The 15,804-nt window shown below is 43.2% G+C and carries 16 protein-coding genes, 1 tRNA gene and 1 pseudogene; 14 read left to right on the top strand and 4 right to left on the bottom strand.

Annotated features, from left to right (window positions below; all coding sequences use genetic code 11):
• The 6 genes from BP896_RS00365 to BP896_RS00340 all read left to right on the top strand — a co-directional run.
• A partial coding sequence (locus BP896_RS00365) for an isocitrate/isopropylmalate family dehydrogenase (RefSeq protein WP_291764521.1) occupies positions 1-599 on the top strand: 599 nt, incomplete at its 5' end.
• A gap of 793 nt (positions 600-1,392) precedes the next feature.
• Positions 1,393-1,884 (top strand): 3-isopropylmalate dehydratase small subunit, encoded by a 492-nt coding sequence (locus tag BP896_RS00360; RefSeq protein ID WP_291764519.1) that lies wholly within the window; start codon positions 1,393-1,395, stop codon positions 1,882-1,884.
• Positions 1,885-1,978: 94 nt separating this feature from the next.
• Positions 1,979-2,824: a class II glutamine amidotransferase gene (locus BP896_RS00355; RefSeq protein ID WP_291764518.1), complete on the top strand. Its 846-nt coding sequence runs from the start codon at positions 1,979-1,981 to the stop codon at positions 2,822-2,824.
• A gap of 56 nt (positions 2,825-2,880) precedes the next feature.
• Positions 2,881-3,921: an NAD(P)-dependent alcohol dehydrogenase gene (locus tag BP896_RS00350; protein WP_291764517.1), complete on the top strand. Its 1,041-nt coding sequence runs from the start codon at positions 2,881-2,883 to the stop codon at positions 3,919-3,921.
• 1 nt (position 3,922) lies between these two features.
• A complete protein-coding gene (locus tag BP896_RS00345; protein WP_291764516.1) occupies positions 3,923-4,699 on the top strand; it encodes a Zn-dependent hydrolase in 777 nt (258 codons plus the stop codon).
• 66 nt (positions 4,700-4,765) lie between these two features.
• A complete protein-coding gene (locus tag BP896_RS00340; protein WP_291764515.1) occupies positions 4,766-5,773 on the top strand; it encodes a hypothetical protein in 1,008 nt (335 codons plus the stop codon).
• A gap of 2 nt (positions 5,774-5,775) precedes the next feature.
• Here the strand turns inward: BP896_RS00340 and rimI are convergent, their stop codons facing one another.
• Complete coding sequence (gene rimI / locus BP896_RS00335; protein WP_291764513.1) at positions 5,776-6,315, bottom strand: ribosomal protein S18-alanine N-acetyltransferase; 540 nt, start codon at positions 6,313-6,315, stop codon at positions 5,776-5,778.
• A 202-nt stretch (positions 6,316-6,517) separates the two neighbouring features.
• On the opposite strand from rimI, the gene BP896_RS00330 reads away from it, so the two are divergent.
• Positions 6,518-6,637, top strand: a tRNA-Tyr gene (locus BP896_RS00330).
• 37 nt (positions 6,638-6,674) lie between these two features.
• Complete coding sequence (locus tag BP896_RS00325; RefSeq protein ID WP_291764511.1) at positions 6,675-8,072, top strand: 4Fe-4S binding protein; 1,398 nt, start codon at positions 6,675-6,677, stop codon at positions 8,070-8,072.
• A 51-nt stretch (positions 8,073-8,123) separates the two neighbouring features.
• On the opposite strand, the gene BP896_RS00320 is transcribed toward BP896_RS00325, so the two are convergent.
• Both BP896_RS00320 and BP896_RS00315 read right to left on the bottom strand, forming a co-directional pair.
• Positions 8,124-8,801 (bottom strand): hypothetical protein, encoded by a 678-nt coding sequence (locus tag BP896_RS00320; protein WP_291764510.1) that lies wholly within the window; start codon positions 8,799-8,801, stop codon positions 8,124-8,126.
• A 99-nt stretch (positions 8,802-8,900) separates the two neighbouring features.
• A complete protein-coding gene (locus BP896_RS00315) occupies positions 8,901-9,215 on the bottom strand; it encodes a hypothetical protein (protein ID WP_291764509.1) in 315 nt (104 codons plus the stop codon).
• Between the two features lie 130 nt (positions 9,216-9,345).
• Between BP896_RS00315 and BP896_RS00310 the strand changes: the two genes are divergently transcribed.
• From BP896_RS00310 to BP896_RS09855, 4 genes and pseudogenes are all read left to right on the top strand, one after another.
• Positions 9,346-10,203, top strand: a complete 858-nt coding sequence (locus BP896_RS00310) for a translation elongation factor (RefSeq protein ID WP_291764508.1) — start codon at positions 9,346-9,348, stop codon at positions 10,201-10,203.
• A gap of 43 nt (positions 10,204-10,246) precedes the next feature.
• Positions 10,247-10,777 carry a class I SAM-dependent methyltransferase gene (locus tag BP896_RS00305; protein ID WP_291764507.1) on the top strand — a complete coding sequence of 177 codons (531 nt, stop codon included), beginning with the start codon at positions 10,247-10,249 and terminating at the stop codon, positions 10,775-10,777.
• 593 nt (positions 10,778-11,370) lie between these two features.
• The gene (locus BP896_RS00300) at positions 11,371-11,859 is read left to right on the top strand and encodes a nucleotidyltransferase domain-containing protein (RefSeq protein WP_291764546.1); all 489 of its coding nucleotides are present in this window, start codon (positions 11,371-11,373) and stop codon (positions 11,857-11,859) included.
• A gap of 15 nt (positions 11,860-11,874) precedes the next feature.
• Positions 11,875-12,278 (top strand): annotated as a pseudogene (locus BP896_RS09855) (HEPN domain-containing protein).
• 317 nt (positions 12,279-12,595) lie between these two features.
• Here BP896_RS09855 and BP896_RS00285 read toward each other — a convergent pair.
• Positions 12,596-13,156: a hypothetical protein gene (locus BP896_RS00285; protein ID WP_291764505.1), complete on the bottom strand. Its 561-nt coding sequence runs from the start codon at positions 13,154-13,156 to the stop codon at positions 12,596-12,598.
• 93 nt (positions 13,157-13,249) lie between these two features.
• Between BP896_RS00285 and BP896_RS00280 the strand changes: the two genes are divergently transcribed.
• Together BP896_RS00280 and pdxA are read left to right on the top strand one after the other, a co-directional pair.
• Positions 13,250-14,452: an MFS transporter gene (locus tag BP896_RS00280; protein WP_291764504.1), complete on the top strand. Its 1,203-nt coding sequence runs from the start codon at positions 13,250-13,252 to the stop codon at positions 14,450-14,452.
• Positions 14,453-14,867: 415 nt separating this feature from the next.
• Positions 14,868-15,804, top strand: a 937-nt coding sequence (pdxA, locus tag BP896_RS00275) for a 4-hydroxythreonine-4-phosphate dehydrogenase PdxA (RefSeq protein ID WP_291764503.1), incomplete at its 3' end; no start/stop codon positions are given.

Raw genomic sequence — 15,804 nt, 5'->3', positions numbered from 1 at the left:
TAAGGGTTATTTCAAGGAGGGCCAGTGAGAGGATTGCTAAGGTTGCCTTCGAAATGGCTAAGGCAAGGAGGGGTAAGGTAACTATCGTTCATAAGGCTAACGTACTAAGCGTAACAGATGGCTTATTCAGGGCAGTGGCCAGGGAGGTTGCATCAAAGTATCCTGGCGTTACAGTTAATGAAATGTACATAGACTCCGCGGTAATGGATATGGTTAGGAGGCCCCAGGACTTCGACATAGTCCTAACCACCAACCTCTATGGCGACATACTAAGCGATATAGCAGCCTACGTAACCGGCAGCATAGGCCTGGCCCCATCAGCAAATATGGGTGATTCAAAGGCAATGTTTGAGCCGGTCCACGGTGCAGCATTCGACATAGCCGGTAAGGGTATTGCGAATCCAACAGCCACAATACTCTGCATATCCTGGATGCTTAAATGGTGGGGTAGTAGGACGAATAGTGGAAGCTACGTAACTGCCGGTGAAGTCATTGAACGCAGTGTACTGGATGCATTAAGTAGTGGTAAGTTAACTCCAGACCTAGGTGGTGGTTTAACCACTGATGAATTTACTAAGGAGGTTCTAGCACGCCTATGACCTAGCCTCCTCATAGTGCCTTAATGCTGACTTAAGAGTATTCTTCTAAATCTAATAAAATATCCTTTAGTGGAGAATCATATGAGCCAGGGGGAGGGGTATAAGATTTAAGGGAAAGAATGGAGATGAGGCTAGTGGAGGAATTCCCTGAAGGCCAAGGAGTACCTTGGAAGGGTAACATTACTCAGTGGTCTAAAGGCGTATAAGGCAGCTGGGGAGGTTGTTAAGGTACTTGCTGGGAGTTTAACCTACCTGAATATTAAAATACCTTAAATGAATGTAGGTGGTAAGTTTGGCTGACTAGCAATAATACTATGGTACTTCTTAGGAATTCAAGGATATACACTTCATCATATTCCTGGATCATATGTAACTGAGTATCATGGGGTTATGCATTATTGCATTGTTCATTGAGATAGAATATTCACGATATTTCCACAAGTGCATAAAGCGGCATTTATTGGAATTTTAATTAATGGCTTAAAGAATATTCAGGCTTAGATTAAAGTTACTCCACATTAATATAAGTCGCTCATACCCAAGCATTGTGAATGCATAATTAGTTAATAAAGGACTCCATAAGGGATTAAAGATTGACCTCCACTACTTCTAGGAGGGGAATTCAGTACATTAAATGCTGTAGGTATAATTCATAGGGGTAGGTATAGTTACTGGCTTAGTAATGTGGGTAAGTCTTGGTGTTGAATTCCCTGTAGAGTGTGGGTTGGGGTCTATATTAATCATCGGCGGCTATTTAGGTTAAGTTTAAAATGAGTAAGGTAGCTGGGTTACTATGCCTCAATTAGTCGTGGAGGGTAAGGTTATTAAGGTTGGGGATAATATTGACACTGACGTAATAATCCCAGCCAAGTACCTAGTTTACACTGATCCATCAATACTGGGTAAGCATGCCATGGAGCCCCTTGACCCCAACTTCTATGAGAAGGCTAAGAATGGTGTAATACTTGTTGGTGGGAGGGCCTTTGGTATGGGTTCAAGCAGGGAGCAGGCAGCGATAGCACTTAAGGCGGCTGGAGTTAAGGCAGTGTTGGCTGAGTACTTCGCTAGAATATTCTACAGGAACGCAATAAACAATGGACTCCCAGTCTTAACTGTACCCGGCATAAGTAAGATGGTTAATGATGGCGACAACGTACGCGTCATTGTTGATACTGGGGAGATTACTATAAATGGTTCAAGGGTTATTAAGGCTAAGCCAATAACAGGTGTGGCTCTTGAAATACTGCTTAAGGGTGGATTACTGAATTACCTAAAAGGTAAGTGAACGTAATCTTAACCTAATAATGTCTGCGTTCTATCCTCCGCATTAATGCAATCCCGCGAATTATTTTTAACGTAAAACCCCTTAATCCAAGTTAATGTGTAGGATGCTGGTAATGATAGGGCATGCGGTTGACTTCATTAACCAGTATGAGGATATAGTTAATGGTTTAATTAAGGCTGCGTCAAATGACCCATACGGTAGTAGATTATATGGTGAAGCCAAGCATAGTGACGGTTGGGGTAAGGTAACACTAGTAGGTGTGCTGAACAATGAACCATCATTAACAATACATAAGAGTGTTAATCCAATATACTCAGACCCATTACTCAACACCTCATTAAGTAGCTTAATGAATGTTAACGGGGTGTTCATTGAAATGATTCATGCAAGGGCAGCCAGCACAGGAACACCAATTAACCTCTTCTCCACCCACCCAGTTCACGCAGTAACTAATACTGGTGATGAAATTTACATGATTCACAATGGTTCATTTAAGAAGGAGGAGCTCATTAAGCTACTTGGCTTAGGTGAGTGGGTTGAGGCTAAGTACAATGATACCTTTGCGGCTAATTTAGCGTTGGCAAGGAGGATTTCAGGCAGTATTACTATTGATGACTTAAGGTGGTTGCTGGGCTTCATGAGGACTGGAGCTAACTTAGGCATAATGCTGGTTAAACAGGATGTAGTGCAGGTCACGGTGGGTAGTTACCATGCTAGGCTTAATGATGGTAAGGATAAGGAGCGTGATGATTATTATAGGCTTTACTTGTGCAGGGTTGGGGAGTCGAGCCTCTACGCATCATCAACAATAATAGATTACTATAGGCCACGCGGCTTAACTAACTGTGAGCCGCTTAATAATGGTGAATACCACTCATATAGCATTAACCCACGTACAGGTGAGGTAACACTCAATGATAGGTGGTTAATTAATTATTAGCTTAAACTAACCTGTTAGGTTAATTACTTTAAAATTAAGTTAATGCCAGTACACTAATGAGAGCTAGGGCCTTAATCCTAAGGGAGTTCAGTGGGAGGCTTAAGCTTGAGACTATTGATGTTAAGGAGCCTGGTAACGATGAATCAGTGTTAATTAGGGTTATTGGGGCTGGAATGTGTAAGACTGATGTTAGGTTATGGAGAGGCGTGGAGCCTAGGGAGGGCTTTAAGCTACCCTTCGTCCTAGGCCATGAGAATGCAGGCGTAGTGGAGGAGGTTGGGGGTAAGGTTAAGGGGCTTAAGCCAGGGGATAAGGTGCTCGTCTACGCCATTTGGGCTGACCCAGGCTGCAGATACTGTAGGATGGGTAAGTGCATGCAGTGTAGGGATCAAAGCATACCAGGGCAGTCAAACTACTACGGTGGATACGCAGAGTATCTTTATGTACCTGATTACAGGTATTTGGTGAAAATAGATATTGATCCCGTTGAGGCAGCTCCATTAGCAGACGCAGGCTTAACCTCATACTCAGCGGTTAAGAAGGCTATACCATACCTTTACCCAGGCTCACTAGTAGTGGTTTATGGTATGGGTGGGTTAGCCTCATATGCGGTGCAGTACCTTAGGAAGATGACCCCCTACGTAACTGTAGTGGCAGTATCGAGGAGTGATGAGAAGCTTAAGTGGGCTGAGGAATTAGGTGCGCATTATGCGGTTCACCCAAGTGAATTAGGCAGAATTGTTAAGAGCGCTAGTACTGATGGTGCCTCAGCGCTCCTTGACTTTGTTGGTAATGAGGAGTCAGCTGGGGCAATACCATTACTTGAACCAGGTGGTGTAGTAGTGCTAGTGGGCATGGAGGGTAAGGCTTACACAATACCAGTCTTTGATACAGTGGCTTGGCAGTATGCGGTTATTGGGAGTAATTACGGTAGTATTAATGAGATGGAGGAGATGGTTAGGTTTATTAAGGATCATGGCGTGAAGTCCTATGTTGAGAAGATACCGTTAAGTGAGGATGATGTTAATGATGCCTTAGTTAAATTAAGTGAAGGTAAGGTACTGGGAAGGTTCGTAATAACACCATGGGGTGGTTAAAGTGATTAGGAGGTTCTGGTTGGCTAAGGTTGGGGATCATGGGGAAGTTCCTGGACCTGAAGTGTATTGGATGAGGGATTTCGATAAGTGGGTTAGGTTAAGCTTCTACACAATGATAATTGACACTGATGATGGCTACGTCCTAGTGGGCACCGGCTTAGTTAGGGATTTAACACTTAGGAATCGGTTCCTAAGGGAATGGGCGGGTAGCGATAGGTGCAGGTTCACGGTCCAGGATAATGAGAGGATTGAGAACATATTGAAGAGGCTTAATTTAACGCCAGATGACATTGCACACATCATAATAACCCCAGTGCAAGACTACACTGTGGGTGGTTTGGACTTATTTAAGAAGGCTAAGATATACTTCTCAAGGAAGGGGTGGTTTGAGGATGTTGTTAACCCAAAGCCATCACCATTCCTAAACAGGGATGTTTACCTACCTAAGTACGTTAGGGATTACTTATTTGAGGAGGCTTGGGGTAGGATAATGCTTCTTAATGATGAGGATGAGGTTGTTGATGGTGTTAGGGTTAAATGGACTGGATGCCATCATAGGAGTTCAATGGCAGTGATGATTAACACTAAGGATTATGTAGTAAGCCTAACTGATTCAGCCTTCACGCTTAGGAACATTAGGGAGAACATACCCATAGGTATAGCTGAGGATATTTATGAGTGCCTAAACGCCTACGAGTACTTGAGGGCTAGGAGTAAAGTAATTATACCCGCCTATGATCCAGATAACGTTAACACCTTCAGGGAATGGTTCATTTGATGGTTCTTAATTAAGTAATTTTATCTGAAACCTATTTTAACGTGATTAACCCTTAACCACACGGCAATGAAGATAGAGCTACTGGTGTCTGAGAATGAGGTAACGGTTGTGAGTGAGGATGGGAAGGCGATGTTTAGGAGCATTGATGATGCATTAGCCTACATTAAGAGTATGGTGAATAATAACGAGTGCATCCGCAGTTCATGGTACATTAGGGTACCTTTAATGAGAATACTAGGCATATTAGCCTACGCCTCGGATAAGGGCATTAGGGGAGTTAAGGAGGTTTTATTGAATTACCTGAAGGCTAATGGCTTAAGTGAATCCAACGTTAGGGTTATTGAACCAACCTTACAGGCCCTGGGCTTAGTTAATAATGGGGAGTTAACTGAGGATGCTGTTAAGATTGGGGAATTATTCAGGAAGGGCCTACTCACTGAGTGTGCTAGGTTAATGATGAAGATGGCCTACGGTAACTGCATGTTAAGGAGCATGCTGGTTAATTATAAGCCAGGTAACCCAGAGTCATTGAGGGCCATTGGGTTGAGGAGGAGGGATGAATTGAATTACACCATGCAGTTGCTTGACTTCATGATAAGTGGGGGATTAATCAACTGCATTGAGTCAGTTAATGAATTCCTACGCAGTAAATGCAGTAAACTAGTGTGCGGATGCTGCAGTAATTACCTAACATACTACATACTCAGTAGGCTACTGTCATTTAAATTATTCGATTACCTTGACCTACCTAGGTTAGGGTACTCACCAGTAATTAGTAGTGAGGGCATATTCCTAATGCACCCAAATGGTGGTGATAAGGTTCCTGTAGTAAGCAGGATTATTGAGTTTAACCAAGCCAACTACACGCCTGGCTTAAGGGAGCTTGTGGACTCCATTGAGCAGGAGTTGAGGAGGAGTAATGTGAATAGGGCGGTGTTAATAATACCATTCACTGTAAACTACGGCGACTGCAGTGTAGGTAAGGTCTACGTCTCAACCTACCTAAAGGGGGTTTTCACCTACTCTAAAATATATGACCCACATGAGTTAACCAGTGAATTAACCATCAATTAGGCCTAGTACTTATCGAGGTAGGCTGCCATAATGTAGGCGTCCTCACCATCATGGTAATAACCCTTAATTACATCCACGGTAACGTAACCCAACTTCTCGTATAGGCTAATGGCTGGCTTATTGGAAACCCTAACCTCAAGGTAAACCTCACTGGCCTTGTAGAAGTGCTTCATGGCCCTCATTGACCTAACCATTAAATTATACCCAACCCCAATCCTCCTATACTGGGGTAACACGCCAATGGACACAATGTGCCCCTTCCTAACAATGCTCCCCCTCCTTAAATTGGACCAACCGAACTCAACCCTACTCATTACGTAACCAGCGGTCTCGCCATTAACCTTAGCTACAATGAAGGCTTTGGGGAATGATAAGTGGTGCTCAACGAAGAAGTATGATGGGTAATTCTCAGGTAAAACAGCCCTATTAATCCTCACTACATCCTCTAAGTCACTCATGTCAAATTCCTTAATAATGAACTTAACACCACCCTTACCAGTAATCTCTTCAACACCCTCAAGCTTCTCAGTGACCACACCCATGGAACATTAGCTGGAGTGAGCCAATATATAAATATTTGTATTAAAGTAATGACGCTGTGGAGAGCCAATGCCTTAAGCATCAGGAGCCATGAATATTAAATACCCGATAAGCGCGGCATTACAGCAATTCCCATTAACGTAGCCTTAATTACCTAATCGCGAGAAAAACTTAAAAAATACTTATGAATCAAGTTTAGTGAAGCGGCCCGTAGCTCAGCGGCAGAGCACCCGGCTGTAGTCAGCCCCACGGGGGACAATATGCAGTAAATCCCCGTGGCCGGAAACCGGGGGGTCCCGGGTTCAAATCCCGGCGGGCCGACCAGCAGTATTCTTATTAAACCGTGTTAAGTAATGTTCAAGTGAAGGCTATACTTCAAAGGTCACCAATTGTTAATAGGCTTGCTGGATCATGCGGAGGCCCAGTACATGACCCTATAGCCGTAGCCCAGGGAATGTCAATGACTGCTCAAGACTCATTAACAATACTGGACACTTACGGCTTCATTAGGCACCTCGGTGAGTTAACTGTAGCCTCAGTGAGGGGTTCAATGGCCATTACTGTCATTGACCTATGGGACATTAGGCCACTCTGCCGGTTAATTAACCTACCGTGCCTTGAGCCTTGGGATGAAGATAGCTTAAGCACAGCGTTGAATGAAGCCCTTCAATATAGTTCAGTCATTGAGAAGCCCTACGTCATTAGGCTTAATCCACTCCTCTCAAGGGCACTTTGCGTAAGGATTAATGAGGTTAAGGTACTGGGTAATAGGCCTGTGTTCAATAGGAATTGGGGTGTTGGGAATAGGTGGAGGTTGCCTGAACAATGGGGTATTAGTGATGAGTGGGTTAAGTTAGCTTTAAGTAGAGCTAGGGAGCATGTGAGGGGTGGCGACATATTAGTTGAAGGTTACCTGCCAGCTGATTCATCAGCATCAAGGAGCCTCTACATTAATCCACTACCCGTTAATGAGCTCTCGGGGGTTAAGGCTGTTGAGGAGGCTAGGCCCTTCATGGTTAATTTAATTAGGGAAGTTAACCCAAGCGTTGAGTTTAAGGATTCTAAGGCTAGGTTTGACTCAATAATAAGGGATGCCTGGAGGATTATTGACAATAGCCCCATTGACCCAGCCGCATTAATAAGGTTCTGCCTACTTAAATTAAGTAGAGAGGGTAGGCTTGGTAACGTACCCATAGTTGTCTCCTCACCATACCTAATTAGGTGGAGTGACACTGTAATGAGGCCTGACTATAATCCCAACCCCACCTACTTCATGCCTAGGAACATTAATGATGTTGCCGATGCAGTACACATTAATCCCCTAGCCTTAATTAAGGGTATTGGGGATTACTCATACGGTAATAAAGTATCCATAGTGACATCATGTGATACATATGATGATGTGGGCGGAGGCGTACTTGTGATTATTGATGACCAATGCCCACCCCCAGCAAATGCGAGTATAATTGAGGTTAATGGAGGTATGGAGCTTGATAAGGTATGCCAACTAATAACAAGTACATTAAATAATGGTAATGTAGCCTGGATTAGGCTTAGTGGATTTAGGAGTGAATTAAAGGCTACTGTTAACCGTAACCTATGTGACCTATGTGGTGACTGTTTTACACTTAAATGCAGTGCAATAACCACCGATGAGCAAGGCTACCCAAGGATTAGGGCTGATGAATGCATTGGGTGTGGAATATGCGTAAGTGCATGCAGTAGGGGTGCAATAACCCTACTTAAGCCAGGATCCTAAAGCCAAACCTAAAGCCCAATATTAATTATAGGAACCACTATTAATTTAACCCTAAATCCGATAAGTCCTTACCTTAACGCCATAACGCTTAATATGCCCCTCCAGCTCGTCATACATTAATAATGCATCATTAATAATCATGCTCCTTAACTCACCTGCATCCACATTAGCTATTGGTGGGAGCAGGAAAACTATGCTTTCATTAGTGAGCTTATACATGTTCATGAATTCCCTACTTAACTTAGCCACATCCTTCCCCTTAAACTCATTAACCATGCCCTCATACCAGTTAAGCATCATGTTCGCATTACCCATTATGCTTACGGGTAGTATACCCATTATGACGAAGATACCTTCCCCAGGGTGTTTAGGCCATTGAGGCATCGGTACAATTTTAGAGTATTCATTCTCCCTAAAACCGCCACTCCTAGTTATGGTAATCACCCTAACCTTAGCCTCCCTTGATAATACCTCACCCATTGCAGCCATCCCAAGGAATATGTCCTCAAGGTTCTTCACAGGTAGGTCTAGGATTTGGCTAATTGGGTATACCGCAGTCTCAATTACAATTAGTTTAGGCCAGCTGCAGAGATTGAGGGATTTACATAACTCATTAATGAAGCCCCTTGAATCATTAAAGCCCACATCACCCTTAACTAATTTAGCGTAATCATCCTTGAGTAAGCCAACTATTATTGGTAGTGCCAGCATTAGTACTGCCTTACCCATAGTTTAGTGGCTGGCAGTGGTGTAAAAATCTTATATAGTAGCTTTAAAGTAGTATTTAATTTAAAGTAATGCTGATGTTTAAGCAATTAAGTCGTGTAGTTACGTTACTTCGATTTGAGTGCTACAGGAGTATTCATTACCATCCTCATCCTTAGGCCTCCAAACAACCTCGTATTTACCGCTTTTAACCTGGGCGCCACCATTATTTATTTGAAACCAAGCCACCATTATTGAGGATGATGGTGGGATTAAAGTTTGAGGAGGCTCCATGTTGAACACCACCCTTGATGATGAGTCCAATACTTGCCATGAACCAATGTAGAGCGCCTTCTCACCAACGTTAGTTAACATAATGTAAACCACCTCCCCCAACTTAAACCTCCTCCTATCAACTTGAACAATACACTTACCCATCCTAAATCAAGCAATTCACCTAACTTATTTAAATATGCGACAAGCCAGTTAACCTCTAAGCCTCATTGATTATGGGCTTAATGCATGCAGTGTAAAAGTATTTAATTGTTTAAGGGACTGCTGTTGACTTATGATTAAGGGCACTATAATTACTGTGCTTTCATCCAATGAGGCTGAGGCGATTAAGTTAGCTGAGTTGATGGGTAAGAGGAGTGAGGAGCGTATTTACTATAGGAAGAGGGATGATTTAGTTAAGTCAATTCTAGTACCGCCAGTTAATAGGATTATTGATGAGGCGGTGGCATTATCCATATCAACAGCCTTTTACCTTAAGGTACCCGGTGAATTAACTTGGATTGATGGGGAATTAGCCCTACTAGCCGAGGCTTCAGGGTTAAGGGGTGTGGTATTGCCCAATAATGCCGACAGCTTCAGGAGAATTTTCAGGGAATTAAGGATAAGTAATTATGTCTCAGAGTTCACTGAGGTTAATGCTGATGCCGAGGATGTTGGGGTAGTTTACGTGGATAGGGCCTTTAATGTTAAGGGCGTTGGCCTAGTGGTTCTGGGTTTCGCATTAACGCAGGTGAGTGTTCATGATAAATTGATGGCATTACCAATGGGTAAGGAAGTTGAGGTTAGGAGTATTCAAGTCCTCGATGAGGACCAGGACTCAGTACTACCTGGTACTAGAGTTGGGTTAGCATTAAGGAATGCTAGGCTTGAGGAAATTGAGGGTATTCAAGCCTTAATTAAACCTGGAATTAAGTTAACCAGTGAGGTTAAGGATTACGTGAAGCTTAAGTACGCTCATGATGCTGAACTAGTCCATGTAATAGCCTGCGGTGTAAGGGCCATGGGTAAGATTAATGGTTCAGTAATAAGCCTCAAGGATAAGTTACCCACCAATTGCAGGGCGTTAATAATTAACGTTAATGCAAGGCCCAAGACGCCCAGGATATACGGTTACGCTGACCTTAAGGGATAATTCCAGTGGAGGATTTAAATACTGGCGATATCGAGTATTACCCATGAGGAGGATGCACCACTACATGCATCATGGCTACATCAGCGATGAGGTTGCTAAATTAATAGTAAGTAACATACCGCAGAATGGTGTGGCTGCTGATTTAGGATGCGGTTCAGGTAGGTTCTGCCCCATATTGCTTAGTAAGGCTGGTAGGGTGTATTGCGTTGATGTTGATGGCTACGCCATTAGGATGGCTAAGGATTACGTTAAGGATGAGAGGGCCATCTTCCTAAATGAGGACGCATCATCAACATCAATACCCTCAGGTACTGTGGATTTAGTAATAATGGTTAATTCATTCCACGACATGGAGGATAAGGCTAAGGTGGCTTCAGAAATAGGTAGGATACTTAAGCCAGGTGGCTTAGCCATAGTAATTGAATCAAAGCCAGGCTTAACAATACCTGGCCCACCACCATGGATTAGGATGAAGCCTGAGGAGGTTCTAAGGTACTTCAATAGTGAATTATTTAAGCCGGTTGAGGTAAAGGATCTAGGTAACTTTAACGCAATAATAATTAGAAGAACATAAGCTAAGTACCTAAAATCCTCAACACACTATAATACATACCACCATATTGGCTACATATAATAACTTAGTAACCGTAGCATACTATTTACCTTATTTAGTTAGAGCCAGGCCTGAGCTTACTTGAGTCAGCTGGCACCAACTGACTCAACGTTAATGGTACTGTGGTTACTGGGGGCTTTCACTGAATGGTGGAGGGCTCGCTTACACTACATATCCTAATGCCTATGAATCAGCCATGTGGATTTAAGGCCAATTAATGTAAGCATGCATGGGGTTATAACATGCCCCTCGGCCACAAGCTATGCAGTGGCCTCAATGGTGCATTAAACATACTTAAAATAGCCACGAATATTATTGTTGGAAGCGTGAAGAAGCCATCATCATATTTTGTATTCCATAACGGAGTAGCACCCGTAAAGGGGTGTAATCCTTGAGGCCTCGGGGAAACCCGCCATTCATGGCGGGGAAGGGGGTTAGATTACGGATTTCAATGATTGTAACTAAGATCAATTATACATTAAAAGTAGGCCATTTAAAGGTAATTAATTGGAAGCGACATGTTTTTAGACTTCCAGAATTAGTTTATTCATGTGATGAAGGAGCCTTATGCCTCATTGCTTAACAAAATGGTGGAGATAATGAAGGGGGAGTTCAGTGAGGACCTTGTCTCAGTGGTGGTTTATGGGAGTGTTGCAAGGGGGGATAATAGAAATGACAGCGATGTAGACCTCCTAGTAGTCGTAAGGAATCTGCCTAAGGACAGTATGTTAAAGAGGATTAGGCTTTTTGAAACTAAGGTTGAGGATAAGTTGAACCTTAATGAATACTGGAGTAGGGGTTACTATATCTCACTATCCCCTATACTAAAGACTCCAGAGGAGGCTGAGAGGTTCTCACCCCTTTACCTCGACATGGTGTATGATGCAGTAATACTTTACGATAAGGATAATTTCTTCACTAGAGTGTTGGATAGGCTTAAGGGGAGGCTTAGGGAGTTGGGGGCTGAAAGAGTTTGGATTGGTAAGAGGTGGTACTGGGTCCTGAGGAAGGATTCCAAATTCGGTGATACTGTTGACCTTTGATGCACTAGCACTCTCATTTTACAAGCTGAGGAGAGGCTTAATTTAGCCAGGCTTGAGTATGAGAGGAAGAAGTATAATATTGTGGTTAGGCTTTGCCAGGAAGTTGTTGAATTAGCCTTAAAGGCTTGCCTTAGGCTGATTAATGTAGAATCACCGAAATTCCATGACGTAGGCCCGTATTGAAGATTAATATGGATAAGTTTCCCCAATGGTTCAGGGAGAAAGTAGATATTTTTGCATCTTACTCGAGGTCATTAAGGAAGGAGAGGGAACTGGCCATGTATGGTGATGAAGAATCAAATACGCCTCCAGAAATGCTCTACTCAGACTATGATGCTCAACAATCACTTAAAATGGCTGAGGAGGTGCTTGATTACGCTAAGAGGCTATATGAGGAGAAAAGAAGGATGCAGCCTTGATAATGAATTTCAAGTAATGTTGATTATTTCGCAACTAAAAGCTTCACCCTTTAAGGAAGGCTCATAAGTTTCATACTTCATTACAAGTAACAACTGAAAGCCTCGCTCTTCAGGGCGGGAGGAGGTCAGAGTATTCTTAGAGCCGTAAGTGAATCTTTAAGGCTAGGATGTTGATGTAATGCGGGTTGGCTAGCTTCAGGTTGATGTCCTTAAGGAGCGGTAATGCGGGCCCTAACCACTCTTAAGTTAACGATATATTAATTGATTATTAATTATTAATGAGCTGGCGTTAGCTGATGTATAGCCCTTAATGCGCGTTAGGTTAAGACCCTTAATTCAGTACTGAAGCTGAAGCTTAAATTATAGCTTCCACCACTCTTCTTAACCGTGAACTCCACGTCAACCCCCTTCAGCCTACTCATCTTGGCTGATAGTTCCGCCAGTAATTCATTAAGGTCCTCGAAGAGTAGTGATGCAACCTTACTCGGCATCTCAATGCTCGTGGTGAATGATGCCTCATTCACTTTACTAGTTAATAGATCCTTATACTCATTATATGAGTAATGCCTAGCCACCTGGGGTGGTAGTATTGCGTTGAATACCCTTATCAATAAGTCCGCCCTCCTGTAGGATAACAGGCTTATCATTAGTGCGGCTAATGGTTCGGCAACATCCTCAATGTTTATTAATTTAACGTTCCTCTTCTTAGCCTCCTCAACTGCCTCAGGTAGGAATACCTTGGCTGCAACAAAGGATTGGTTAGAGTAGGAGGCCTTAACCACATCCTCCCCAGTGGCCACAGCCTTAATGTGCCCCCTTAATTCACTCCCCTCAATCTTGAGCATGAATGAGCCATCCTCATTCAGCTCAAGCAGCATTATACTTAAAGTTGGGTTAACCTTAATAATACTTACTCAATTAAACCACTATGTAGTCTGGTTTAAATATACCTAGTTTAAAGGTGAAGGTAAATGAGGCAGTTAATTAGGCGGAGGATTAATTGGATGATGGCCCTAATGCCGTATAGTATCGCCATTGGGCCCCTGGGCACTTTACTAACCCTTGAAATAGTATCCCTAAATGGCACTCCAGTGGACGTTAGCTACGCCATGTCAGCTGGCTCAGCGGCCGGTGTGGCGGCGCCATTAATATGGGGGTTCCTACTGGATAAGTATGGTGGTAGGAGGATCCTAACCCTAGGTTTCCTTGGGACTACGGCCTTCATGCTGGCTTTAGCTTACACATCAAGCATACCTCAAATAGCCCTCTACTATGCAGCGGCCTCATTATTCTCATCAGCGGTGGGCGTATCTGCAAGTATGATTATTGTAGGTTACTCAAGTAGGTCTAAGTGGAGTGAATCATACTCAAGCCTAAACTTCATTAGTTCACTAGGCTACCTAATAGGCGACTTAACAGCAGCTGTTCTTTCAGGGTTCCTAAGCATTAAATTTATAATACTCTCCATGAGTGCATTATCCATTGCATCAGTGGCCTTAACACCATTAACCATGCCTCAGAAAGTGGTTAAGGTTAATGCCAGTAATGATCCACCCAAGCCAATTAAGGATAAGGTGATGGAGTTAAGCAACTTAATTACACTATATTTAGCAATCATAATATTCTACATTTCATCAGGAATATTCAATACACTTTACCCATACGGCTTAAGGGTGGGTGGATTATCTAAGGCGTGGGTTATGGGCATAATCTCCATGGGCCTAGGGGTTCAGATATTGGGCTTTAAGATGGCGCCGCGCATAATAAGTAAGCTAGGCAGTAACGCTAAGGCCGCCTCAAGATCATTAATCCTAAGGGGCCTATCCTACTCCCTAATAGGGTTATCATCATCAACACCAGTAACCCTAATTGCCACAGGCCTAACCCTATATCCACTGGCCGCTGGGCTAGCCTTCTCAACATTCTACACAGCATCCAATGTAATGGTATTTGAGAGGCTTAGGAATGGTAAGGAGGGTAGGGGCCTTGGGGTTTACAATGTGGTTACAGGCTCAGCGTACTTAACAGGCTCCCTAGCCTCAGGCTACTTAGCCAACTCAATAGGAATAGGGCAAAGTTACGTTGTGGCTGGAGTAATGCTATGGGGTTCAGCCTACCTATTTAGGTTAATTGATAAGGGTAGGGTCCCTGAATTAGCCAAGATATCTGCTTAAGATGATGCATCGCAGTGTAATTTTAAGAAGGCTTACTCTTAAATGATTATGAGAAAGCTTACGGGATGCCCCTAAAGTATTCTTAGAGAGGCCTTGATGAGTGAGTATTTGTATTCAACAATGCCATGCACTGTAGATTTCGTCTATTGCTTATCAATAAATAGAAGCCGAGAACCAGGATCTAAGCTATTAGATTGTGGGGGAAGAGCAATGTTTAGGCAGGGTTTTAGTTTATGAATGGTGGTTAAGAGTACTGTTGAATCTGGCTATATGTAAATAGATGCGTATTGCCTGAAGGTGGGGTCTACGGCTGGGAGGATAGGCTAGGTATTATGCATTAATTTATAAATTTGGTGAATACACGTTGGATGAATGCGTACAAAGTATATTAAGTCCCAGTATTTAACTTAATTCTATGCCTGAGCCTAGGATTGGTGTTACATTGGGTGACCCAGCTGGGATTGGTTATGAAATAGTAGCTAAGGCGTTATTAAAGTTGAGTGGTACTGGGGTTGAATTAACATTAATAGGTAACTTGGAGCATTTTAAGAAGGTTCTTGGGTTACTTAAGATTAGTGATAATGTTCTTAATGGGGTTAGGTTCATTGATATTCCAGGGGGCCCCTTTGAGTTCGGTAAGGTTCAGGAGGAGGCCGGTAGGGTTTCACTGGAGAGTGTTAGGAGGGGTGTTGAGTTAGCCTTGGCTAATGAGGTTGATGCCTTGGCTACGGCACCAATTAATAAGGAGGCTTGGATTAAGGCTGGTTCAAGCTACATAGACCACACCACGTTACTTCAAGCCTTAACGAAATCCAAGGAATCATTAACAGTCTTTGAAGTGAGGAAGCTGAGGATACTCTTCCTGACGAGGCACATGCCCCTGGCTGATGCAATTAAGGAGATTAAGGCACCTAATGTGCTTAACGGTATCATTAATGCAAGTAGGGTACTTAAGGCACTCGGCGTTAGGAGGGGGAGGATTGCTGTTGCTGCCTTAAACCCACATGCAGGTGAGGGTGGTTTACTGGGTAGGGAGGAGATTGATGAAATAGCCCCAGCGGTTAAGGAGGCTAGGGCCAAATACGGTATTGATGCCTATGGCCCAATACCAGCAGACTCAGTCTTCCACCTTGCTGCTCAGGGGCACTATGATATTGTGCTTTCACTTTACCATGACCAAGGCCATATTGCGGCTAAGACTTATGACTTTAGGAGGACTGTTAGCCTAACCTTGGGTTTACCGTTCTTAAGGACGTCTGTGGATCATGGAACGGCCTTCGATATTGCTGGTAAGGGGATAGCTGATGAAACAAGCATGCTTGAGGCTATTAGGAAGGCTGTGAAGTATGCGA

Origin of the sequence: Caldivirga sp. UBA161, from assembly GCF_002506515.1 — an archaeon.
Lineage (GTDB): Archaea > Thermoproteota > Thermoprotei > Thermoproteales > Thermocladiaceae > Caldivirga.
Note: the sequence above shows the minus strand (reverse complement) of the source record. Positions and strands in the feature narration are given on the sequence as shown.

Coding starts and splice junctions, on each gene's coding strand:
- BP896_RS00310 (WP_291764508.1), top strand. CDS start 9,346: ATGATTAAGGGCACTATAATTACTGTGCTTTCATCCAATGAGGCTGAG.
- BP896_RS00300 (WP_291764546.1), top strand. CDS start 11,371: ATGAAGGAGCCTTATGCCTCATTGCTTAACAAAATGGTGGAGATAATG.
- BP896_RS00360 (WP_291764519.1), top strand. CDS start 1,393: ATGCCTCAATTAGTCGTGGAGGGTAAGGTTATTAAGGTTGGGGATAAT.
- BP896_RS00280 (WP_291764504.1), top strand. CDS start 13,250: ATGAGGCAGTTAATTAGGCGGAGGATTAATTGGATGATGGCCCTAATG.
- BP896_RS00340 (WP_291764515.1), top strand. CDS start 4,766: ATGAAGATAGAGCTACTGGTGTCTGAGAATGAGGTAACGGTTGTGAGT.
- BP896_RS00285 (WP_291764505.1), bottom strand. CDS start 13,156: ATGCTGCTTGAGCTGAATGAGGATGGCTCATTCATGCTCAAGATTGAG.
- rimI (WP_291764513.1), bottom strand. CDS start 6,315: ATGGGTGTGGTCACTGAGAAGCTTGAGGGTGTTGAAGAGATTACTGGT.
- BP896_RS00320 (WP_291764510.1), bottom strand. CDS start 8,801: ATGGGTAAGGCAGTACTAATGCTGGCACTACCAATAATAGTTGGCTTA.
- BP896_RS00305 (WP_291764507.1), top strand. CDS start 10,247: ATGAGGAGGATGCACCACTACATGCATCATGGCTACATCAGCGATGAG.
- BP896_RS00355 (WP_291764518.1), top strand. CDS start 1,979: ATGTGTAGGATGCTGGTAATGATAGGGCATGCGGTTGACTTCATTAAC.
- BP896_RS00315 (WP_291764509.1), bottom strand. CDS start 9,215: ATGGGTAAGTGTATTGTTCAAGTTGATAGGAGGAGGTTTAAGTTGGGG.
- BP896_RS00350 (WP_291764517.1), top strand. CDS start 2,881: ATGAGAGCTAGGGCCTTAATCCTAAGGGAGTTCAGTGGGAGGCTTAAG.